Consider the following 17,003-nt stretch of genomic DNA (forward strand, 5'->3'; position numbering starts at 1 on the left):
GAACCTGTCCCAGTTCATCCGGCATGCTGGACGGCATGAGCGAGCGAAGCGGGGTGGGCGCATGAGTGAGCGCAGCGAGCGAATCATCGAGAGGTGCGCGTGGGCGAATGCCCCCGCCGAGCGAAGCGAGGTGGGCGCATGAGCGGCACCCCGGCCCGACTGCTGAACCTGCTGTCCCTGCTGCAGACCCCCCGCGAGTGGCCCGGCAGCGAACTCGCCGAACGGCTCGGCGTCAGCCCCCGCACCATCCGGCGCGACATCGACCGGCTGCGCGACCTCGGCTACCCGGTGCAGGCCACCATGGGCGCGGACGGCGGCTACCGGCTGGTGGCAGGCACCGCGATGCCGCCGCTGCTGCTGGACGACGAGGAGGCGGTGGCCATCGCGGTCGGGCTCCGCGCGGCCGCCGGACACGCGGTGGTCGGCATCGAGGAGGCCTCGGTACGGGCCCTCGGCAAGCTGCTCCAGGTGTTGCCCAGCCGGCTGCGGCACCGGGTCGGCACCCTCAACACCGCCACCGTGCCGCTGCTCACCGGGGACGGCCCGACCGTCGACCCGGAGGACCTCACCGTGCTCGCCCGCGCCGTCACCGCCCGGGAGCGGCTGCGCTTCGCCTACCGAGCCTACGACGGCACCGGGACCAGACGGCAGGTCGAACCCGAGCGGCTGGTCTCGGCCGGCCGCCGCTGGTACCTGGTCGGCTACGACCTGGACCGCGACGACTGGCGGCTGTTCCGGGTCGACCGGATCGCCGACCCTTTCGCCACCGGCGCCCGCTTCGCCCCGCGCCCGCTCCCCGCCGAGGACGCCGCCGCCTACGTGGCGAGCAAGCTACGCCGTCCGTCCCCCGTCGTCACCGTGGTCGCCACCGTGCACGCCCCGCTCGCGACCGTCCGGAGCCGCTTCAAGCCGAACGACTCCGAGATCGAACCGATCGACGCCACCACCTGCCGGCTGCGCTCCAACGCCGACTCCCTGGAGTGGACGGCGATGCGGCTGCTGATGCTGGACTGCGCCTTCGAGGTGCACGAGCCGCCGGAGCTGCGCGAGCACCTGCGCATCCTCGCGGAACGGGCCGGCCTGGCGGCGGAAAGCGGGAGTTGAACCGCGACCCGGTACCAGCCGTTCCCACAGCGGAACCAGAGCGCACCGTCCCGGCCGTACGCGTGGTGCCGGTCCAACTCCCCGGGCAGGTCCAGCCGATCCCGGCGGACCTCCCGCCACTGCTTGCCCTCCCGTACGCACCGGACCAGCCCGCCGCCCGGCAGCAGGCCGAGGTGCATCGGGCGGTGGAGGGGGACCTGCGGCAGATCGAGCCACTGCCCGCCGTCCCGCGCAACGGTCACCAGACAGGCGCCGCAGGGCGGTTGCGGTCCCGGACCGGCCGTCAGTAGAACCAACAGCTCCGCGCCCGGCCCGACCGCCCAGGCCGGGGCCCGGCGGCCCGCCCGCAGATCCTCCTCGGGCAGTCGCCAGACCTCGACCGGACGTTCGGGCGCCAAGGCGCTCAGACCCCGTACTCGCCCGTCAGCAGCGCCCGCCCCAGCGTGTGGAAGGTCAGGTTGAAGCCCACCTGGGCCGGCGGGGTGTCGGCGGTGACGTCGAGCTTCTCCACGTCCAGCGCGTGCACCGCGAACACGTACCGGTGCGGGGCGCCGGGCGGCGGGGCGGCGCCGTCGTACTTGTTGCCCGGGAAGTCGTTGCGCCCGTGGAAGGAGGCGGCGCCCGGCAGGCTCTCGTCCGACGAACCGGCGCCGCGCGGCAGTTCGGTGGTGTCGGCGGGCAGGTTGAGGGCGAGCCAGTGCCACCAGCCGGAGCCGGTCGGGGCGTCGGGGTCGTAGCAGGTGACAGCGATGCTCTTGGTGGCCTCGGGCAGGCCCGACCAGGCCAGCTGCGGCGAGAGGTTGCCGCCGGCGTAGATGAACTCCTGGCCCAGCGTGGCGCCTTCGGTGATGTCCTGGCTGCTCAGTGGGAAGGACGGCACCTGCGGCAGGAACTCGTAAGGCAGCGGCGGACGAACACTCATGGGGTGGTCACCTCTCAACGGGCCAGTGACGGCCACGGACCGACCGTCACGATTCACTGTAATGGGGTGCACGTCCGATTCCGCCGCCCCTAAAGTCGAGGTCATGGCTTCAGAGCACCGCAGCAGCACGGCAAGCACGCTCGACCCCGTCCAGATGATCGCGGACGCCCGGCGGGCGCTCTTCACCATGGTCGGGGTGCTGGCAGCGATCTGGTCGATCCAGTTGGTGAACTGGATGGACGACTACGAACTCGGCAAGCGCTTCGGGATCATCCCGCAGGATCTGGGCCGGCTGCCGAACATCGTCACCGCGCCGTTCCTGCACTGGAACTGGGCCCACCTGGAGGCCAACTCCGGCCCGCTGTTCGTCTTCGGCTTCCTGGCGGCCTACCGCGGGGTCAAGAAGTTCCTCGGCCTGACCCTGCTGGTCGCCCTGACCAGCGAGTTGACCTCCTGGGTCTTCGACAGCCCGAACCGGATCAGCGCCGGCGCCAGCGGCGTGGTGTTCGGCTACTTCGGCTACGTGGTGCTGCGCGGGATCTTCGACCGCAACCCGATCGACACCCTGATCGGCGTGGTGCTCGGCGCCTCCTACGCCTACATGGTCACCAGCGCCCTGCCCGGCGTCGCCCCGGGCATCAGCTGGTCGGCTCACCTGGGCGGCCTGGTCGGCGGCCTCGCCGGCGCCTGGATCTTCCGCAACCGCGCCCCGCGCCCCGCCGCCGACCCCAAGTCCAACGCCAACGCCAAGGCCAAGGCCAAGTCCAACGCCAAGCCCACCACCGACCCGAGCAGCCCCAACGCCGCCCTGCTCAAGGAGCTCGACGACCTCGGTCTGTAGGCCACCCGGGGAGCCCGGCGGGCCAGGTATAGACCATTCCCGACTCCTGCGGCTAGCGTGAACGGCGCATCCGCCCCCAGCTCCGGAGCCGCACCGTGGAGTCGTCCGTCCTCGCCTTCGCCACCGACCTGCTCGACGAGGGCGCCGACACCTTCTTCGGCAACCTCACCGACCGCGCCGGGGTCGGCGGCGTCACCCTGGCCTCGGTCTACCACGAGGCACGCGACGTCTTCCCGCACAACCCCCGCCGGGTGATCCGCTACCTGGAGCCGGGCGCGGCCTACTTCCGCCCCGACCCGGCCCGCTGGCGGGGCCGCCGCCTGGCGCCCGTCCCGTCCACCGCGATCGGCGACCGCGACCCCTTCGCAGAGGCCGCCGCCGAGGCCGGTCGGCGCGGCCTGAAGCTGCACGCCTGGACGGTGTTCTGCCACAACGACCGACTCGGCTTCGCCCATCCCGACTGCGCCCCGGCCAACGCCTTCGGCGACCGCCACCTCACCGAGCTCTGCCCGGCTGCCCCGGAGGTCCGCGAGTACGCGCTGACCCTGGTCGCCGAACTGGCCCGGTACGGCGTGGACGCGATCCGTGCCGAGTCCCTGCACTTCCACGGCCTGCGCCACGGCTACCACCACGAGCGCTACTTCGAGGAGCTGGGTCCGACCGCCGAGGCCCTGCTCGGCGTCTGCTTCTGCCCGCACTGCCGCGCCGCCGCCACCCGCGCCGGCGTCCCGGCCGAACAGGTCGCCGAGGCGGTACGGACCGAGCTGCGCCGCCGGCTGGCCGACCAGGAGGCCGCCGCCGAACCCGCCGACCTGAGCGCCCTCGCCGACGGCGCCTTCGCCGCCTACGTGGACGCCTCCGCCGCCACCGTCACCGCCCTCGCCGCCGACCTCACCGAGCAGGCCCGCCGCCACGGCATGCGGCTGAGCTTCATGGACGGCGGCGGCCCCGGCAAGGGCTGGCTGTCCGGCATCGACCTGCCCGCCCTCGTCGAGGCCACCGACCAGATCGAGACCCTCGGCTACGCCAGGACCCCGGAGGCCGTCCGGGAGAAGCTCGCCGCCTTCGCCCTGCACGGCGTCCGCCCGCAGCGGATGGCGGTGATCCTGCGCCCGATGGCCTCGGACTGCGACGGCCCGGAGAACCTCGCGGCCAAGATCGCCACCCTGCGAGAACTCGGCGTCCCCGAGGTCGAGTTCTACAACTACGGCCTGATGCGGCTGTCCTCGCTCGACCGGATCGGCGCCGCGCTCTCCGGCTGAGGGCCCTCCGGCCGGGGGCTCACCGCCGCCGCTCGGACGTCCCGAACAGGCTGCGCGAGATCTCCGGCCCGGGCCGCTGCCCGGCCGAGCGCGTGGAACTCGGCCGGGCAGCCCGGCGGCGTCCACTGCTGCCCGGCCTCGGCGGCACGCGGGCCGATGCGCTCGCCCGGCGGGGTGAGGGCGGGGAACATCGGTGCACACTCCTGGGCGGCTCGGGACGCGGGACCGGAACGCTTCGGATTCAGGACCGGAACCCGATCGGAACCGTGCCGATGTTCGCGACATTTCCCACCAAACTGCCGCATTCGTCCATCCGCAGTTCACAGCCGTGCGCGTGGCGGCGCCGCGGCTGCTGCGCCATCCGCCGCCCAAACGGTAGGCTTTCCGTGTGATCTTCAAGCGCATCGGCAATGGGCGGCCGTACCCGGATCACGGCCGGACGAGCACCCGCCAGTGGGCTGACGTCGCCCCACGTCCGGTGCGGCTCGACCAGCTGGTGACCACCAAGGGCCAACTCGACCTGGAAACCCTGCTGGCCGAGGACTCGACCTTCTACGGGGACCTCTTCGCCCACGTGGTGAAGTGGCACGGCGACCTCTACCTGGAGGACGGGCTGCACCGGGCCGTACGGGCCGCGCTGCAACAACGCCAGGTACTGCACGCCCGCGTCCTCGAAATGGACTGACGGCGCCCCACCTCGGGACACCCGCCCAAGACCTCCACGCAGGCTTCACGGACCGCCCCCTCGCCATCCGGCGGAGGGCGGTCCACGCGTGCCCGGGTACCCCCTTTCGGGTACTGGAGTACTCCAGATGATGATCGTTTAGTACCTTCACGCCTGTACGGCACTAATCTGCTGACTACGGCCGCGACCAGGGGATCCGCCCGCACCGGGGGGACGCCCCTACTTGGCCCACCCGTCATCCCGACCCCGCCCTGGCACGAGGGGGAGACAAACCGTGAGCATGTTGACTCCCCAAGGTCTCAAGGGGAAGCAGTACCGCATCACCGGCAACGCCTACCCGAGGCTGGGCCGGCCCCCGAAGAAGAGCCGCAAGGTCATCGCGGCGCTCGCCGGCCTGCTCGCGCTGGCCCTGATCGCCCTCGGCGGCGTGCAGCTCTACGACATCTTCAGCGGCAGGAACAAGCACACCTCCGCACAGGCCTGCGCGACCCCGTCCGGCAAGCCGCTGGCCGCCCCGACGCCGGGTGCCACCCCGGGCGCCCCAGCGGCCTCCGGTGCCCCAGCGGCCTCCGGCGCGCCGGCCACGCCGGGCGGCGACCCGCACACCATCCCGCAGGCCACCGCGGTCACGGTGAACATCTACAACGCCACCACCAAGGCCGGCCTGGCCGGGCGGACCGCTGAGGAGTTCAAGAAGCGCGGCTTCATCATCGGCAAGGTCGGCAACGCTCCGGCCGAGCTGGACAAGAAGGTGCCCGGCACCGCCCAGGTGATCGCCGGCCCGTCCGGTGCCGGGGCCGGCACCCTGGTGGGCTCGCAGATCGCCGGGGCCACCGTCACCGCCGACGCCCGCACCGACGCCAGCGTGGACTTCGTGATCGGCGACAGCTACAACGCCCTGCTGGACGAGACCCAGGCGGCCGCCGCCCTCGCCCTGGCCGTCAAGCCCTCCCCCACCCCGAGCGCCACCGGCAACTGCTGACGCCCGACGGACACGGAAGAGCCCCCGGCAGACGCAGTGCCGGGGGCTCTCGGTCGTTCGGAATCGTGCGTCGGATCAGCCGCACGTAAAAGGGGACTCAGCCCGCGGTGCCGTACAGCCGGTCGCCCGCGTCGCCGAGGCCGGGGACGATGTAGCCGTTCTCGTTCAGCCGCTCGTCCAGGGCGGCGGTGACCACGGTGACCGGCAGGTCGGCCAGCTCGCGGCGCATCACCTCGACGCCCTCCGGCGCGGCCAGCAGCACCACGGCGGTGACGTCGGTGGCGCCGCGCTCGATCAGCATCTTGATCGCGGCGACCAGGGTGCCGCCGGTGGCCAGCATCGGGTCGAGCACGTAGACCTGGCGGCCGGAGAGGTCGTCGGGCATCCGGGTGGCGTACGTGGAGGCCTCCAGGGTCTCCTCGTTGCGCACCATGCCGAGGAAGCCCACCTCGGCGGTGGGCAGCAGGCGGGTCATCCCGTCCAGCATGCCGAGGCCGGCCCGCAGGATCGGCACGACCAGCGGACGCGGGTAGCTGAGCCGGGTACCGAGGGTGACCGCCACGGGCGTGGTGATCTCCACCTCGTCGGTGCGGACGTCCCGGGTGGCCTCGTAGGCGAGGAGGGTCACCAGCTCGTCGGTCAGGCGACGGAAGGTCGGCGAGTCGGTGCGCTCGTCGCGCAGGGTGGAGAGCTTGTGGGCGACCAGGGGGTGGTCGACGACGTGGAGACGCATGTATCGAGGTTAGCCCGGTCCTGGACGCCTGTACGACACGCCGTGCCACGGCTTCCCGCCGACCGGCACCACGATGCCGTCACACGCCGTGACGCGCCGCGGATGTCCGGACGGAACCGGCTGCTGTGGTATCAACCCGCCCGTTCTGGGAATGTCAGGTCTTATGACGAGCAACCCGAAAGCCGGGGACGGCTCGGCGGACGAGCCCGTCGGCGGGGCGGCCCTTGGCGCCGGCCCGCCGCACGACCCTCTCGAGACCGAGGCGGAGCGCCGCAAGCGGCGGGCCGTCTTCCTGCGCGAGCTCGCCGAGGCCCGCGAGCTGAGGGAGCGGGTCCAGCCCCGTCGGACCAAGGAACGACGGATGCGCGAAGCGATGCGGATGCGAAAATTCCGGATCTGACGCGGGCCTGACGCGGGCCTGACGCGACTCCGACACGGGTCCGACACGGGCCGGATGCGAGCCCGACCGGGATCCGGGACGGGTCGGACGCCGGTCCGCGACAGCAGCCGAGTCGGCCCGACCCGACCCCGACGGGCGTTCGGACCAAATTTCGACCGGAGTCGGACCCTCCCGGCCCGACTCCGCCGTCCGCCACCCGGCCCTTCCGACACGACCTGCAAAGACGCGCTGCCGAACACCCCCCGCAAGGGCGGGCTTTCTGTCACGATTCCGATGGGACGGTCCGAACAAGCGGACCGCCTCTGGCGCGGGGGCGGCCAGATTTCCGCGTTGCCCGAGCGCGCCGACAGCCGAGACCGATGATCTTGGGAGTGTCCCTGGTGGCGTACTTCGCTGCAGTGCTTGCTCGCACCGAGGACGGGTGGGATGTAAGCGAGACGGAACTCGACGACGTCGAAACCCTGGCCGATCTGGCCGACCTGGCCCGCGACTCCGCGCAGGACGACGACAGCGTCCTGATCTTCATCGAACAGGAGGACGCCTGGTTCGCCATCGTCCGGGTGGACGGTGAGGAGGACCCGCGGATCTTCGTGTCGGACGGCGCCGCCGCCGCCCGCAGCTCCTACGGCTCCGTCCTCACCGACGAGCTGGTCGACCAGGCCGGCGAGAGCGAGTTCGGAGACCTGGACCACCTGCTGGACGAGGCCGAGGAGGCGCAGGACCAGGACGACGAGGACGCCGACGCCCGCGGCGGCGTCCCGGTCGGCCCGCTCGGCGACGCCCACCTGCTCACCGAGTTCGGTCTGACCTCCGAGGAGCTGCTCGCCCTCAGCGGCGAGGGCGCGGTGCCGGGCGACGCCCTGGAGGAGATCGCCGAGGCCCTGGGCTGCGGCGAGGTCCTGGAGGCGGTCCGGTAGCGGGCCGATGCCCGACACTGGATGCCATGCAGCCCGCATCCACCCCGCTGACCGTCCCGCACATCCCCCCGCTGCCAGCCCCCGTCCGCCCCGACCCGGTCCGTGACCGCTGGGCGGCGCCGATGCGCCTCGCCATCGCCGAGGCCGCCCTGGCGCCGGCCACCGGGGACGTCCCGGTCGGGGCGCTCGTCCTGGGCCCGGACGGCGAGGTGATCGGCCGCGGCCACAACGAGCGCGAGGCGGTCGGCGACCCGACCGCGCACGCCGAGGTGGTGGCGATCCGGCAGGCGGCCGAGAAGACCGGGGAGTGGCGGCTGAGCGGCTGCACCCTGGTGGTCACCCTGGAGCCCTGCACGATGTGCGCCGGCGCCATCGTGCTGTCCCGGATCGACCGGGTGGTCTACGGCGCCCTCGACGAGAAGGCCGGCGCGGCCGGCTCCCTCTTCGACGTGATGCGCGACCGCCGGCTCAACCACCGCCCCGAGGTGATCTGGGGCGTCCTCGCCGAGGAGTGCGGCGAGCAGCTGCGCGCCTTCTTCGACACCCACCGCTGAGGCCCCCCGGCGACGGCCTTCCCGATACGGATTTCGTGACCGCGCCACCCGTCCGGTAGAGTTCCCCTCGGTAGCGTGTCCGAGCGGCCAAAGGAGCACGCCTCGAAAGCGTGTGTGGGGGCAACTCCACCGTGGGTTCGAATCCCACCGCTACCGCTGGAAAGCCCGAGGGCCCGTCCGATTCGGACGGGCCCTCGGCGTTTCCGCGCACCCTCGAACGTGGAAGGGGCTCCGCACCTCCGGGCCGACGACCACCACGGCCCGGCCCGTACGGAGCCTGGAGGGGGAGCGGCTCGGGGGGACTGACCGCTCCCCCGGCGGAGTCCCACAACCGGTGCCGCGTCGGGGGAAAGCCACGGCGCCCGGTCCCACAGCGGGGAGCTCCGGATCCACGCACCGGAGATTCCTGCCAGATCCTCGGTACGTCATCCATCCTGCCGCCCGGTCCCCGTCCGGGCACCCGGAGAAAGACCCCCCTCGCGAGGACCTTCGTCCCGCCGGACGAACGCGTCGCACACTTGATAGCCCGTCCGGTGGATAAGCTGCCCTGCAGGGCCGCTCGGGGACCCGAATGGCGGCGGCCCACCGCAGGGAGGAAGGTCACGATGGCGCAGGCGAAGAAGATCGGCATGATCCTCCTGCTCATCTTCGTGCTCTACTCGATCATCACCTCGCCCGCCCGCTCCGCCGAACTGGTCCAGCTCGGCTTCGAGGGCATCTCCAATGCGGCCAAGGCGATCGGCACCTTCATGACCGGCCTGATCAAGTAGCGGTCCGCCCGAGCCGCGACCGGCCCCGGCACACCCGCTACCGTGGGCGGGACCCTCTACCCCCGTCCGCGAGGAGCGGTAATCGTGATCCGGCATCTGGTCCTGTTCAAGCTCAATGAAGGCGTCACCAAGGACGAAGAGCGCGTGCTCGCCGGCGCCAAGGCGTTCGAAGAGCTCGGCTCGCTGATCCCCGAGCTGCGCGAGTGGGAGTGCGGCTGGAACACCACCGAGCGCGACATCGCGTACGACTACGCGATCAACAGCCTGGTGGAGGACCGCGAGACCCTGCAGGCCTACCTGACCCACCCGACCCACCAGGCCGCCGCGGGCCAGTGGCGCGAGTTCGCCACCTGGGTGATCGCCGACATCGAGGTCTGATCCCCTACGGCCCGTCCCCCGGACGGACCGCCCCGCCCCGTCCGGCCCCGGGCGGGGCGTCTCGATCTGTCCGGGAACGATCCTTGCGGCGCTTCGCCCGCCGGGCCGGTGAAGGCCGAACGCCCCACCAACACACCTCCGTCGGGTGCTTGCCCGACCTGTGCCCACCTTGTGATGCTATGACCGGTTTTGCCGGACATGGCGAGGTAGTGGACCAGCCGCGACACCCGATCCGCAGGGCCCGCCGTTGTCGACTTTGGGAGGGGTGACGTGTCCGTGGACGAGGTGCTGGCTGCGATCATCAGCCCGGCCGGCGAGCTCCGCCCGGACGGGCTGCGCGGCACAGGCGGCCGGCCCGCCGTGGACGTCCGGACGCTGACCCGGGTGCTGTTCGAGCGGCTCACCGAGCTGCCCCCGGACGCCCCCGAGCGGGAGCGGGTCCGGGCCGCCCTGATCGAGGTGAACATCCCGCTGGTCCGCTACGCGGCCACCCGCTTCCGCAGCCGCAGCGAACCGATGGAGGACGTCGTCCAGGTCGGCACCATCGGCCTGATCAACGCGATCGACCGCTTCGACCCCAGCCGCGGCGTCCAGTTCCCCACCTACGCGCTGCCGACCATCCTGGGCGAGATCAAGCGCTACTTCCGGGACAACGTCCGCACCATGCACGTCCCGCGCCGACTCCAGGAACTGTGGGTCCAGGTCAGCGGCGCCATGGAGGAGCTGACGGTGCTGCACGGCCGGGCCCCCAAGGTGCCCGAGATCGCCGCCAGCCTGCGGATCCCCGAGGAGGACGTCCGGGCCTGCCTGGACGCCGGACGGGCCTACAACGCGGCCTCCCTGGAGGCCGCCCAGGAGCACGAGGGCGGGCTCGCCCTGCTGGACCGGCTGGGATACGAGGACTCAGCCCTGGCCGAGGTCGAACACCGCGACATGGTCCGCCACCTGCTGGTCCAACTCCCCGAACGGGAGCGGCGGATCGTGATGCTGCGGTTCTTCGCCAACCTCACCCAGTCGCAGATCAGCACCGAGTTGGGGATGTCCCAGATGCACGTCTCCCGGCTGCTCTCGCGGATCCTGACGAGGCTTCGCACCGGCAACTCCTGGGAAGATTGAGATTGCAGCGCGTTACCCGGGCGTGACATCTTGCGACGTTCGGGTTTGCCGTGCGCTGTGTTCCGGTATGGAGGGGGTTGGGCCCTCGCCGGGAACCTCCGCGCGTCGGCCCCCGTTCAACCGTCAGTCACAAGGGGGTGGGTGCATGTCCGGAGAGCTGGGCACTGCAGAGATCCACGCTGGTCAGGCCAAGGGCACGGTGGTCGCCGAGGACCGGATCCCGCAGCAGCGGGCCACGTCCCTCGAAAGGCCCGTCCCCGAGACGTCCGGCGCCGGAGCTCCGCCCGAGACGCCGCCCGGCTCCGGGCTGGACACCCGGACGCTCTCCCGCTCGCTGTTCCTGCGGCTCGCCGCACTGGAGCCGGGCAGCGAGGAGCACACCTACGTCCGCGACACGCTGATCGAGCTCAACCTGCCGCTGGTCCGGTACGCCTCGGCGCGCTTCCGCAGCCGCAACGAGCCGATGGAGGACATCGTCCAGGTCGGCACCATCGGCCTGATCAAGGCGATCGACCGCTTCGACCCGGAGCGCGGGGTGGAGTTCCCCACCTTCGCGATGCCGACCGTGGTCGGCGAGATCAAGCGCTTCTTCCGGGACACCAGCTGGTCCGTCCGGGTGCCCCGGCGGCTCCAGGAGCTGCGACTGGCGCTCACCAAGGCCGGGGACGAGCTGTCCCAGCGGCTGGACCGCTCCCCCACCGTCGCCGAGTTGGCCGTCTGCCTGGGGGTCAGCGAGGAGGACGTGGTCGAGGGCCTCGCGGTGGGCAACGCCTACACCGCGAGCTCGCTGGACTCCAGCCCCAGCGAGGAGGACAGCGAGGGGCCGCTGGCCGAGCGGCTCGGCTACGAGGACCTCGCGCTGGAGGGCGTGGAGTACCGGGAGTCGCTCAAGCCGCTGCTGGCCAAGCTGCAGCCGCGCGAGCGCCGGATCATCATGCTGCGCTTCTTCGGCAACCTCACCCAGTCGCAGATCGGCGAGGAGATCGGCATCTCCCAGATGCACGTCTCCCGGCTGCTCACCAGGACGCTCACCCAGCTCCGCGAGGGGCTGATCAGCGAGGGCTGATCGGCCCGCTCAACTCCCGCCGCCGTCCAGCAGGTTGGCGCGCAGTCCGGCCAGCACGTCGTCGTCCAGCCCGAGCCCCTCCCGCCAGAACGCGTCGAAGCCGCTCCAGCCGGCCTCGACCTCCGCGAATGCCGCGTCCAGATAGGCGCGGTCGGCCCGGAAGACCGGCAGGAGGAGCTCGGGCTCGCGCATCAGGCCGCGGCTGCCGAAGTCGTCCAGCACCCTCGTCACCACCGGGGCCGAGCGCTCATTGGTGAGCAGGTAGTCGGCGAGCACGGTCTCGCGGTCGACGCCCAGGGCGGTCAGCACCACCGCGGCGGCCCAGCCGGTGCGGTCCTTGCCCGCCGAGCAGTGGAACAGCAGCGGCACCCCGTCCGGCTCGGCCAGCAGCCGCAGCAGGGCGGCGAAGCGCTCGCGGGCCTGCGCGTCGGTGACGAACCAGCGGTAGAGGCCGGTCATCATGGCGGCCGCCCGACCGCCGCCGAGCAGGGCGCGCTGCTTGCGCGCGCTGCGGTCGGCCAGCGCGCCGCGCAGCATCCCGTGAATGTCGAAGTCTGTTGCCAGCAGCGGAAGATGATGCAGAGTGACGCTGTCCGGCAGGCGATCCGGGCCGGCCTCGCGGACCTCTTCGGAACTGCGCAGGTCCACCACCCCGCGCAGGCCGAGCGCGCCCAGCGGGCCGAGGTCCTCGGCGGTGACATGGTTCAGGCCATCACTGCGCAGGACCACACCGGCGCGAACCGACCGTCCGTCAGCCGCCCGATAACCGCCCAGATCCCGGGCATTGACCGCACCGCGCAGGCCGAGACTGCGCCCGACGAGCACCGCTGCGTCCGGCTCCGGGAGCGCATTCCGCGTGTCTCCGATTCGCTCGGACTCGATCTGCTGATCGGCCACCCGCGCGCCTCCATTGCATATTCGGACTGTCACATGGCACAGGGGTGCCCGATATTGCATGAACCTGCCCGTCAGACCGGCGAGATGTGCAAGAGTGTCATGCGTAACGACGACAGTGTAGGTGCCCTGCGGAACCACCTGAGCCGCACACTCGGTAACCAGGCGTAGCACTCGGCTTCCGTTTTTTCATTTTCAATTCATTATTTGCGCGGGCGGTCCGGGTACGGTCACAATCAGCGCCTCCATGGCTTCGCCATGAACGTTGGTAACAGGTTCGCTGCACTCTCGCCCAATTGGTCCCTCGCACCGCCGACCCTCGACCAGGATGGGCGCCGGGCAGCCTGCTGCCCACGAACAGCTACACGGGCGGGCGAGCGCAGAGCAGCGCTGCGCCGGCCCCAAGGGGAGGATCAACCATGGGTCGAGCGACCCGAAGAGTCGCCGCTTATGCGGCGGCAGTTCTGCTGGCCAGCGGCCTGCAGACCACCCTGGCCCACGGCGACACCACGCCGCCCAGGATCGACCTCACCGTCCTGGTCATCGACGACGGGGGTCCGTCCGTCGCGGCGATCACCGCCGAGCTGAAGAGCCAGGGGACGCCGTACAAGGTCGTCAGCCTCAATGACCCCAACCGCCCTGTCATCAACTCCGCTTTCCTGAGCGACACGGTGAACGGGCAGCCCCGGGGGAAGTACCAGGGCATCGTGCTGCCCAACGAAAACCCCTTCCCCAACAGCGCCGCCGAGATGACGGCGATCGCGACGTACGAAGCCGCTTTCAACGTTCGACAGATTGACGCGTACACCTGGGCCAGCCCGGCCGTCGGTCTGAACTACGCCCAGAATCCGGGATTCGTCGGCACCCTCGACGGATTCCAGGCCGCCACCACCACGGCCGGAAACTCGGGTCCGTTCGGGTACCTCAAGGGCAGCGTGCCGTTCGAGGACAACGACCCCAACGTCAGCGAGAGCTACGGCTACCTGGCGACCCCGCTCGCCAATCTGCCGTCCGGCGCCTCCTTCGTCCCGCTGGTCGACGCGCCGATACCCAACTCGACCACCCGCGGTTCGCTGGTCGGTGAGTACACCCACGACGGCCGCAAGGAACTGGTCGTCACCTTCGTCTACAACCAGTACCAGCAGCAGTTCCGGCTGCTGGCCCGCGGCATGGTCGACTGGATCACCCAGGGCGTCCACCTCGGCTACGACCGCAACTACTTCGCCACCCACGTGGACGACGTGTTCCTGGCCGACGACCGCTGGTCCACCACGCTGAAGTGCACCCCCGGTGACGTGACCTGCCCGCCCGGCACCCCGGGCACGACCAACCCGATCCGGATGACCCCGGACGACGCCAACTACCTCAAGCAGTGGCAGGCCGCCAACAACTTCACGTTGGACATGGTGTTCAACGGCGGCGGCAGCGAGGACTGGAAGGCCGACAACAACACCACGGTCGACCCGACGGCGAACCAGATGATCGCCGACCAGAACAGCTACCGCTGGGTCAACCACACCTACACCCACCCGTACCTGGGCTGCGTCCAGGACGTCAGCGTGGTGCCGTGGCGCTGCACCAAGGACGCCTCGGGCAACACCGTCTGGGTCGACCAGAACACCATCTCCACCCAGATCAAGAACAACTTCGACTGGGCCACGAAGAACGGCCTGAACGTCGACCCGCAGGTGCTCGTCACCGGCGAGCACTCCGGCCTGCTGACCGCCCCGCAGGAGACCAGCGACAACCCGAACCTGGCGCCGGCGCTGGCCGCCAACGGCATCAAGTTCACCGGCAGCGACGCCTCCCGCGAGCCCGCCCAGCGGGCCGTCGGTTCGTCCACGCTGACCGTGCCGCGGTACCCGATGAACGTCTTCTACAACGCCGGTTCGGCGCAGGAGGAGGCCGACGAGTACAACTGGATCTACACCAGCAAGGCCAACGGCGGCAGCGGCGTCTGCGAGAACAACGCCAACTCCACCTGCCTGCCCCAGCCGCTGGACACCACCACCGGCTACCAGTCGTACATCGTGCCGCTGGAGGCCCGGATCGACCTCGGCCACGTGCTGAGCAACGACCCGCGGCCGCACTTCGTGCACCAGTCGAACCTGTCCGAGGGCCGCATCCTGTACCCGGTGCTGGAGAAGATCCTCGGCACCTACCGCGGGCTGTACGCCGACAACGCCCCGATCGTGAACCTCGGTGAGCGCGAGATCGGCCTGGAGTTCCAGCGCCGCGCGGCCTGGAACACGGCCCTCGCCTCCGGCCAGGTGACCGCGTACAAGGTCGGCAACAGCGTCACCGTCAGCGCGCCGGCCGGTGTTCAGATCCAGGCCACCATGCCGACCGGAACTACTCAGAAGCTGGCCATCGGTTCGACCGCCTTCGGTTCGGCCTATGCCGGTACGCTCTCCGGCTGGGCGTCCCCGGGCGCCCTGCAGAGCAGCGTCGCCCTGCAGCTCCCCTCCGGCAGCGCGCCGGCCGCCCCGGCCGCCGTCGCGCCGAGCGTCGCGGCCAAGTCCGTCCCGGCCCCGGCCCCGGCGGACAAGAAGGTCGTGCCGCAGGGTGCCGCCACCCCGGTCCCGGTGGGCCCGAGCGACACCACCCGCAAGCCCGCGAAGTCCCTCGTCCCCGGCAGCGGAACCCCGGTGCCCGGCAAGGGAGTCGTGAGCAGCAACACCGGCCAGGGCAACCAGTCCGGCAAGGCCTCTGGGGGGACGGCCTCGCACGGCAGCACCACCGGGCGCCCCGGCAACCGGTAACCCGTAGCACCCGCTGACGGGGTCGGGCCAGGACTCCCGGCCCGACCCCGCCACGGCTCCCGCTCCGGCCACCCAGGCCGGACAACCGACGCAAGAACAGGAGGGGGGACAGGAGATGCGCGTCACCCTGCTCACCGAGGGGACGTATCCGCACCAGCACGGCGGCGTGAGCGTCTGGTGCGACCAGCTCGTTCAAGGCATGCCGGACGTCGACTTCGACGTCATCGCCGTCACCGGAACCGGCCAGGAGTCACTGGCCTGGGAACTGCCCGCCAACGTGCGGTCGGTCACCACCGCACCGCTGTGGGGCCCGGCCTCGGAGGCCCGGCCGCCGCGCGGCAAGGAGATGCGGCGCTTCCTCAACGCGTACGAGCGCTTCCTCCACTCCATCCTCGACCCGGTCTACACCACGCACTTCGGGACGGAGCTGTACGGCTTCGCCGACCTCGCCCGTCGCGGGCTGCTCAGCCCCGCGCTGCGCAGCGAGCGCGCCCTGCGCACCCTCCAACACGTGTGGACCCGCGACTACCTGCCCACCGCCGTCTCCCGGCCCACCCTGCACGACGCACTGAACGCCACCGACCTGCTGGAGCACGCCCTGCGGCCGCTCTCGGTCGACCCGCCCACCGGCGGCGTCGCCCACGCGGCCAGCGGCGGTCTGGCCACCCTGCCCGGGCTGATCGCCGCCCAGCAGTTCGGCGTACCGTTCCTACTCACCGAGCACGGCATCTACCTGCGCGAGCGCTACCTCGGCTACCGCACCGGTCCGTATCGCTGGCCGGTCAAGGCGCTGCTGCTCGGCTTCTACCGGATGCTCGCCGAGGAGAGCTACCGGCAGGCCGCGCTGGTCACCCCCGGCAACCGGTACAACCGGCGCTGGGAGGAACGCGGCGGCACGCCGTCCGCGCACATCCGCACCGTCTACAACGGGGTGGACCCGGCCGCCTTCCCGCCGGCCGGTCCCGAGCCCGAGACGCCGACCCTCAGCTGGGCCGGCCGGGTCGACCCGATCAAGGACCTGGAGACGCTGATCCGGGCCTTCGCCATCGTCCACCGTGAGATCCCCGAGGCGCGGCTGCGGCTCTTCGGGGGCACTCCCAAGGGCGGCGAGGCGTACCGGGACGGCTGCATAGCCCTGGCCGCCGAGCTCGGCATCGCCGACTCGGTGGCCTTCGAGGGCCGCGTCGCCGACATCACCGACGCGTACGCGGCGGGCAACGTGGTGATGCTCTCCAGCATCAGCGAGGGCTTCCCCTTCACCCTGATCGAAGCGATGTCCTGCGGCCGCGCGACGGTCTCGACCGACGTCGGCGGGGTGCGCGAGGCCGTCGGGGACACCGGCCTGGTCGTCCCGCCGCGCGAGCCCGAGCCGATGGCGGCCGCCGCGATCGAGCTGCTGCGCGACCCCGAACGGCGCGCCCGGCTCGGCGAGGGCGCCCGGCTCCGGGTCATCGAGCAGTTCACGCTCCGTCAGAACATCGACGGCTTCCGGGGCATCTACACCGAACTCCTCGGCACCGCCCGCTGGATGCCCGGCGGCGTGGTGGCCGTCTCCGGCGAGGTCCCCAGCCCCGACTGGGACCAGCAGTTGGCCGCCGCCCAGCCCCAGCCGAGCGT

Annotated in this window: 18 protein-coding genes and 1 tRNA gene; 16 read left to right on the forward strand and 3 right to left on the reverse strand. The window is 71.4% G+C overall.

Annotated elements, in window-relative coordinates; translation table 11 throughout:
- Positions 1 to 138: 138 nt before the first annotated feature.
- Together ABZW30_RS00305 and ABZW30_RS00310 are read left to right on the forward strand one after the other, a co-directional pair.
- Positions 139 to 1,104 (forward strand): YafY family protein, encoded by a 966-nt coding sequence (locus ABZW30_RS00305; protein WP_355668773.1) that lies wholly within the window; start codon positions 139 to 141, stop codon positions 1,102 to 1,104.
- Positions 1,101 to 1,394, forward strand: coding sequence for a hypothetical protein (locus ABZW30_RS00310; RefSeq protein ID WP_355668774.1), 294 nt, complete (start codon positions 1,101 to 1,103; stop codon positions 1,392 to 1,394). Before ABZW30_RS00305 ends, ABZW30_RS00310 begins: the two co-directional genes overlap by 4 nt.
- A 113-nt stretch (positions 1,395 to 1,507) precedes the next feature.
- Here ABZW30_RS00310 and ABZW30_RS00315 read toward each other — a convergent pair whose 3' ends face one another.
- A complete protein-coding gene (locus ABZW30_RS00315; protein ID WP_355668775.1) occupies positions 1,508 to 2,026 on the reverse strand; it encodes a YbhB/YbcL family Raf kinase inhibitor-like protein in 519 nt (172 codons plus the stop codon).
- A gap of 103 nt (positions 2,027 to 2,129) precedes the next feature.
- On the opposite strand from ABZW30_RS00315, the gene ABZW30_RS00320 reads away from it, so the two are divergent.
- The 4 genes from ABZW30_RS00320 to ABZW30_RS00335 all read left to right on the forward strand — a co-directional run bounded on the left by ABZW30_RS00320 (position 2,130) and on the right by ABZW30_RS00335 (position 5,796).
- On the forward strand, positions 2,130 to 2,867 hold the full coding sequence (locus tag ABZW30_RS00320; RefSeq protein ID WP_355668776.1) for a rhomboid family intramembrane serine protease: 738 nt from the start codon (positions 2,130 to 2,132) through the stop codon (positions 2,865 to 2,867).
- Between the two features lie 95 nt (positions 2,868 to 2,962).
- Complete coding sequence (locus tag ABZW30_RS00325; protein ID WP_355668777.1) at positions 2,963 to 4,129, forward strand: hypothetical protein; 1,167 nt, start codon at positions 2,963 to 2,965, stop codon at positions 4,127 to 4,129.
- A gap of 388 nt (positions 4,130 to 4,517) precedes the next feature.
- Entirely contained in the window at positions 4,518 to 4,814 is a 297-nt protein-coding gene (locus tag ABZW30_RS00330) for a type II toxin-antitoxin system VapB family antitoxin (RefSeq protein WP_030273186.1), read from the forward strand.
- Between the two features lie 280 nt (positions 4,815 to 5,094).
- Positions 5,095 to 5,796 (forward strand): LytR C-terminal domain-containing protein, encoded by a 702-nt coding sequence (locus ABZW30_RS00335; protein WP_355669030.1) that lies wholly within the window; start codon positions 5,095 to 5,097, stop codon positions 5,794 to 5,796.
- A gap of 97 nt (positions 5,797 to 5,893) precedes the next feature.
- Here the strand turns inward: ABZW30_RS00335 and upp are convergent, their stop codons facing one another.
- Entirely contained in the window at positions 5,894 to 6,529 is a 636-nt protein-coding gene (gene upp / locus ABZW30_RS00340; protein WP_350506235.1) for a uracil phosphoribosyltransferase, read from the reverse strand.
- Positions 6,530 to 6,692: 163 nt separating this feature from the next.
- Between upp and ABZW30_RS00345 the strand changes: the two genes are divergently transcribed.
- The 8 genes from ABZW30_RS00345 to ABZW30_RS00380 all read left to right on the forward strand — a co-directional run bounded on the left by ABZW30_RS00345 (position 6,693) and on the right by ABZW30_RS00380 (position 11,730).
- Complete coding sequence (locus tag ABZW30_RS00345; RefSeq protein ID WP_355668778.1) at positions 6,693 to 6,929, forward strand: hypothetical protein; 237 nt, start codon at positions 6,693 to 6,695, stop codon at positions 6,927 to 6,929.
- A 380-nt stretch (positions 6,930 to 7,309) separates the two neighbouring features.
- Positions 7,310 to 7,846, forward strand: a complete 537-nt coding sequence (locus ABZW30_RS00350; RefSeq protein WP_355669031.1) for a tRNA adenosine deaminase-associated protein — start codon at positions 7,310 to 7,312, stop codon at positions 7,844 to 7,846.
- A gap of 26 nt (positions 7,847 to 7,872) precedes the next feature.
- The gene (gene tadA, locus ABZW30_RS00355) at positions 7,873 to 8,400 is read left to right on the forward strand and encodes a tRNA adenosine(34) deaminase TadA (RefSeq protein WP_355668779.1); all 528 of its coding nucleotides are present in this window, start codon (positions 7,873 to 7,875) and stop codon (positions 8,398 to 8,400) included.
- 69 nt (positions 8,401 to 8,469) lie between these two features.
- Positions 8,470 to 8,556 (forward strand) — tRNA-Ser (locus ABZW30_RS00360).
- 449 nt (positions 8,557 to 9,005) lie between these two features.
- Positions 9,006 to 9,170: a hypothetical protein gene (locus ABZW30_RS00365; protein WP_355668780.1), complete on the forward strand. Its 165-nt coding sequence runs from the start codon at positions 9,006 to 9,008 to the stop codon at positions 9,168 to 9,170.
- A gap of 84 nt (positions 9,171 to 9,254) precedes the next feature.
- Positions 9,255 to 9,548 (forward strand): Dabb family protein, encoded by a 294-nt coding sequence (locus ABZW30_RS00370; RefSeq protein WP_355668781.1) that lies wholly within the window; start codon positions 9,255 to 9,257, stop codon positions 9,546 to 9,548.
- A 333-nt stretch (positions 9,549 to 9,881) separates the two neighbouring features.
- Positions 9,882 to 10,664, forward strand: a complete 783-nt coding sequence (locus ABZW30_RS00375) for an RNA polymerase sigma factor SigF (protein WP_355669032.1) — start codon at positions 9,882 to 9,884, stop codon at positions 10,662 to 10,664.
- Between the two features lie 145 nt (positions 10,665 to 10,809).
- A complete protein-coding gene (locus ABZW30_RS00380; RefSeq protein ID WP_355668782.1) occupies positions 10,810 to 11,730 on the forward strand; it encodes an RNA polymerase sigma factor SigF in 921 nt (306 codons plus the stop codon).
- Positions 11,731 to 11,739: 9 nt separating this feature from the next.
- On the opposite strand, the gene ABZW30_RS00385 is transcribed toward ABZW30_RS00380, so the two are convergent.
- A complete protein-coding gene (locus tag ABZW30_RS00385) occupies positions 11,740 to 12,627 on the reverse strand; it encodes a tyrosine-protein phosphatase (RefSeq protein ID WP_355668783.1) in 888 nt (295 codons plus the stop codon).
- 416 nt (positions 12,628 to 13,043) lie between these two features.
- On the opposite strand from ABZW30_RS00385, the gene ABZW30_RS00390 reads away from it, so the two are divergent.
- Both ABZW30_RS00390 and pelF read left to right on the forward strand, forming a co-directional pair.
- Positions 13,044 to 15,386: a hypothetical protein gene (locus ABZW30_RS00390; RefSeq protein WP_355668784.1), complete on the forward strand. Its 2,343-nt coding sequence runs from the start codon at positions 13,044 to 13,046 to the stop codon at positions 15,384 to 15,386.
- Positions 15,387 to 15,501: 115 nt separating this feature from the next.
- On the forward strand, positions 15,502 to 17,003 hold a 1,502-nt coding region (gene pelF, locus ABZW30_RS00395; protein ID WP_355668785.1), incomplete at its 3' end, for a GT4 family glycosyltransferase PelF.

Origin of the sequence: Kitasatospora sp. NPDC004669 (assembly GCF_040609455.1) — a bacterium.
GTDB lineage: Bacteria > Actinomycetota > Actinomycetes > Streptomycetales > Streptomycetaceae > Kitasatospora.

Excerpts from the sequence above, each read along its gene's own strand:
- ABZW30_RS00320 (WP_355668776.1), top strand. The coding sequence starts at position 2,130 with ATGGCTTCAGAGCACCGCAGCAGCACGGCAAGCACGCTCGACCCCGTC.
- ABZW30_RS00345 (WP_355668778.1), top strand. The coding sequence starts at position 6,693 with ATGACGAGCAACCCGAAAGCCGGGGACGGCTCGGCGGACGAGCCCGTC.
- tadA (WP_355668779.1), top strand. The coding sequence starts at position 7,873 with ATGCAGCCCGCATCCACCCCGCTGACCGTCCCGCACATCCCCCCGCTG.
- upp (WP_350506235.1), bottom strand. The coding sequence starts at position 6,529 with ATGCGTCTCCACGTCGTCGACCACCCCCTGGTCGCCCACAAGCTCTCC.
- ABZW30_RS00390 (WP_355668784.1), top strand. The coding sequence starts at position 13,044 with ATGGGTCGAGCGACCCGAAGAGTCGCCGCTTATGCGGCGGCAGTTCTG.
- ABZW30_RS00305 (WP_355668773.1), top strand. The coding sequence starts at position 139 with ATGAGCGGCACCCCGGCCCGACTGCTGAACCTGCTGTCCCTGCTGCAG.
- ABZW30_RS00335 (WP_355669030.1), top strand. The coding sequence starts at position 5,095 with ATGTTGACTCCCCAAGGTCTCAAGGGGAAGCAGTACCGCATCACCGGC.
- ABZW30_RS00365 (WP_355668780.1), top strand. The coding sequence starts at position 9,006 with ATGGCGCAGGCGAAGAAGATCGGCATGATCCTCCTGCTCATCTTCGTG.
- ABZW30_RS00315 (WP_355668775.1), bottom strand. The coding sequence starts at position 2,026 with ATGAGTGTTCGTCCGCCGCTGCCTTACGAGTTCCTGCCGCAGGTGCCG.
- ABZW30_RS00380 (WP_355668782.1), top strand. The coding sequence starts at position 10,810 with ATGTCCGGAGAGCTGGGCACTGCAGAGATCCACGCTGGTCAGGCCAAG.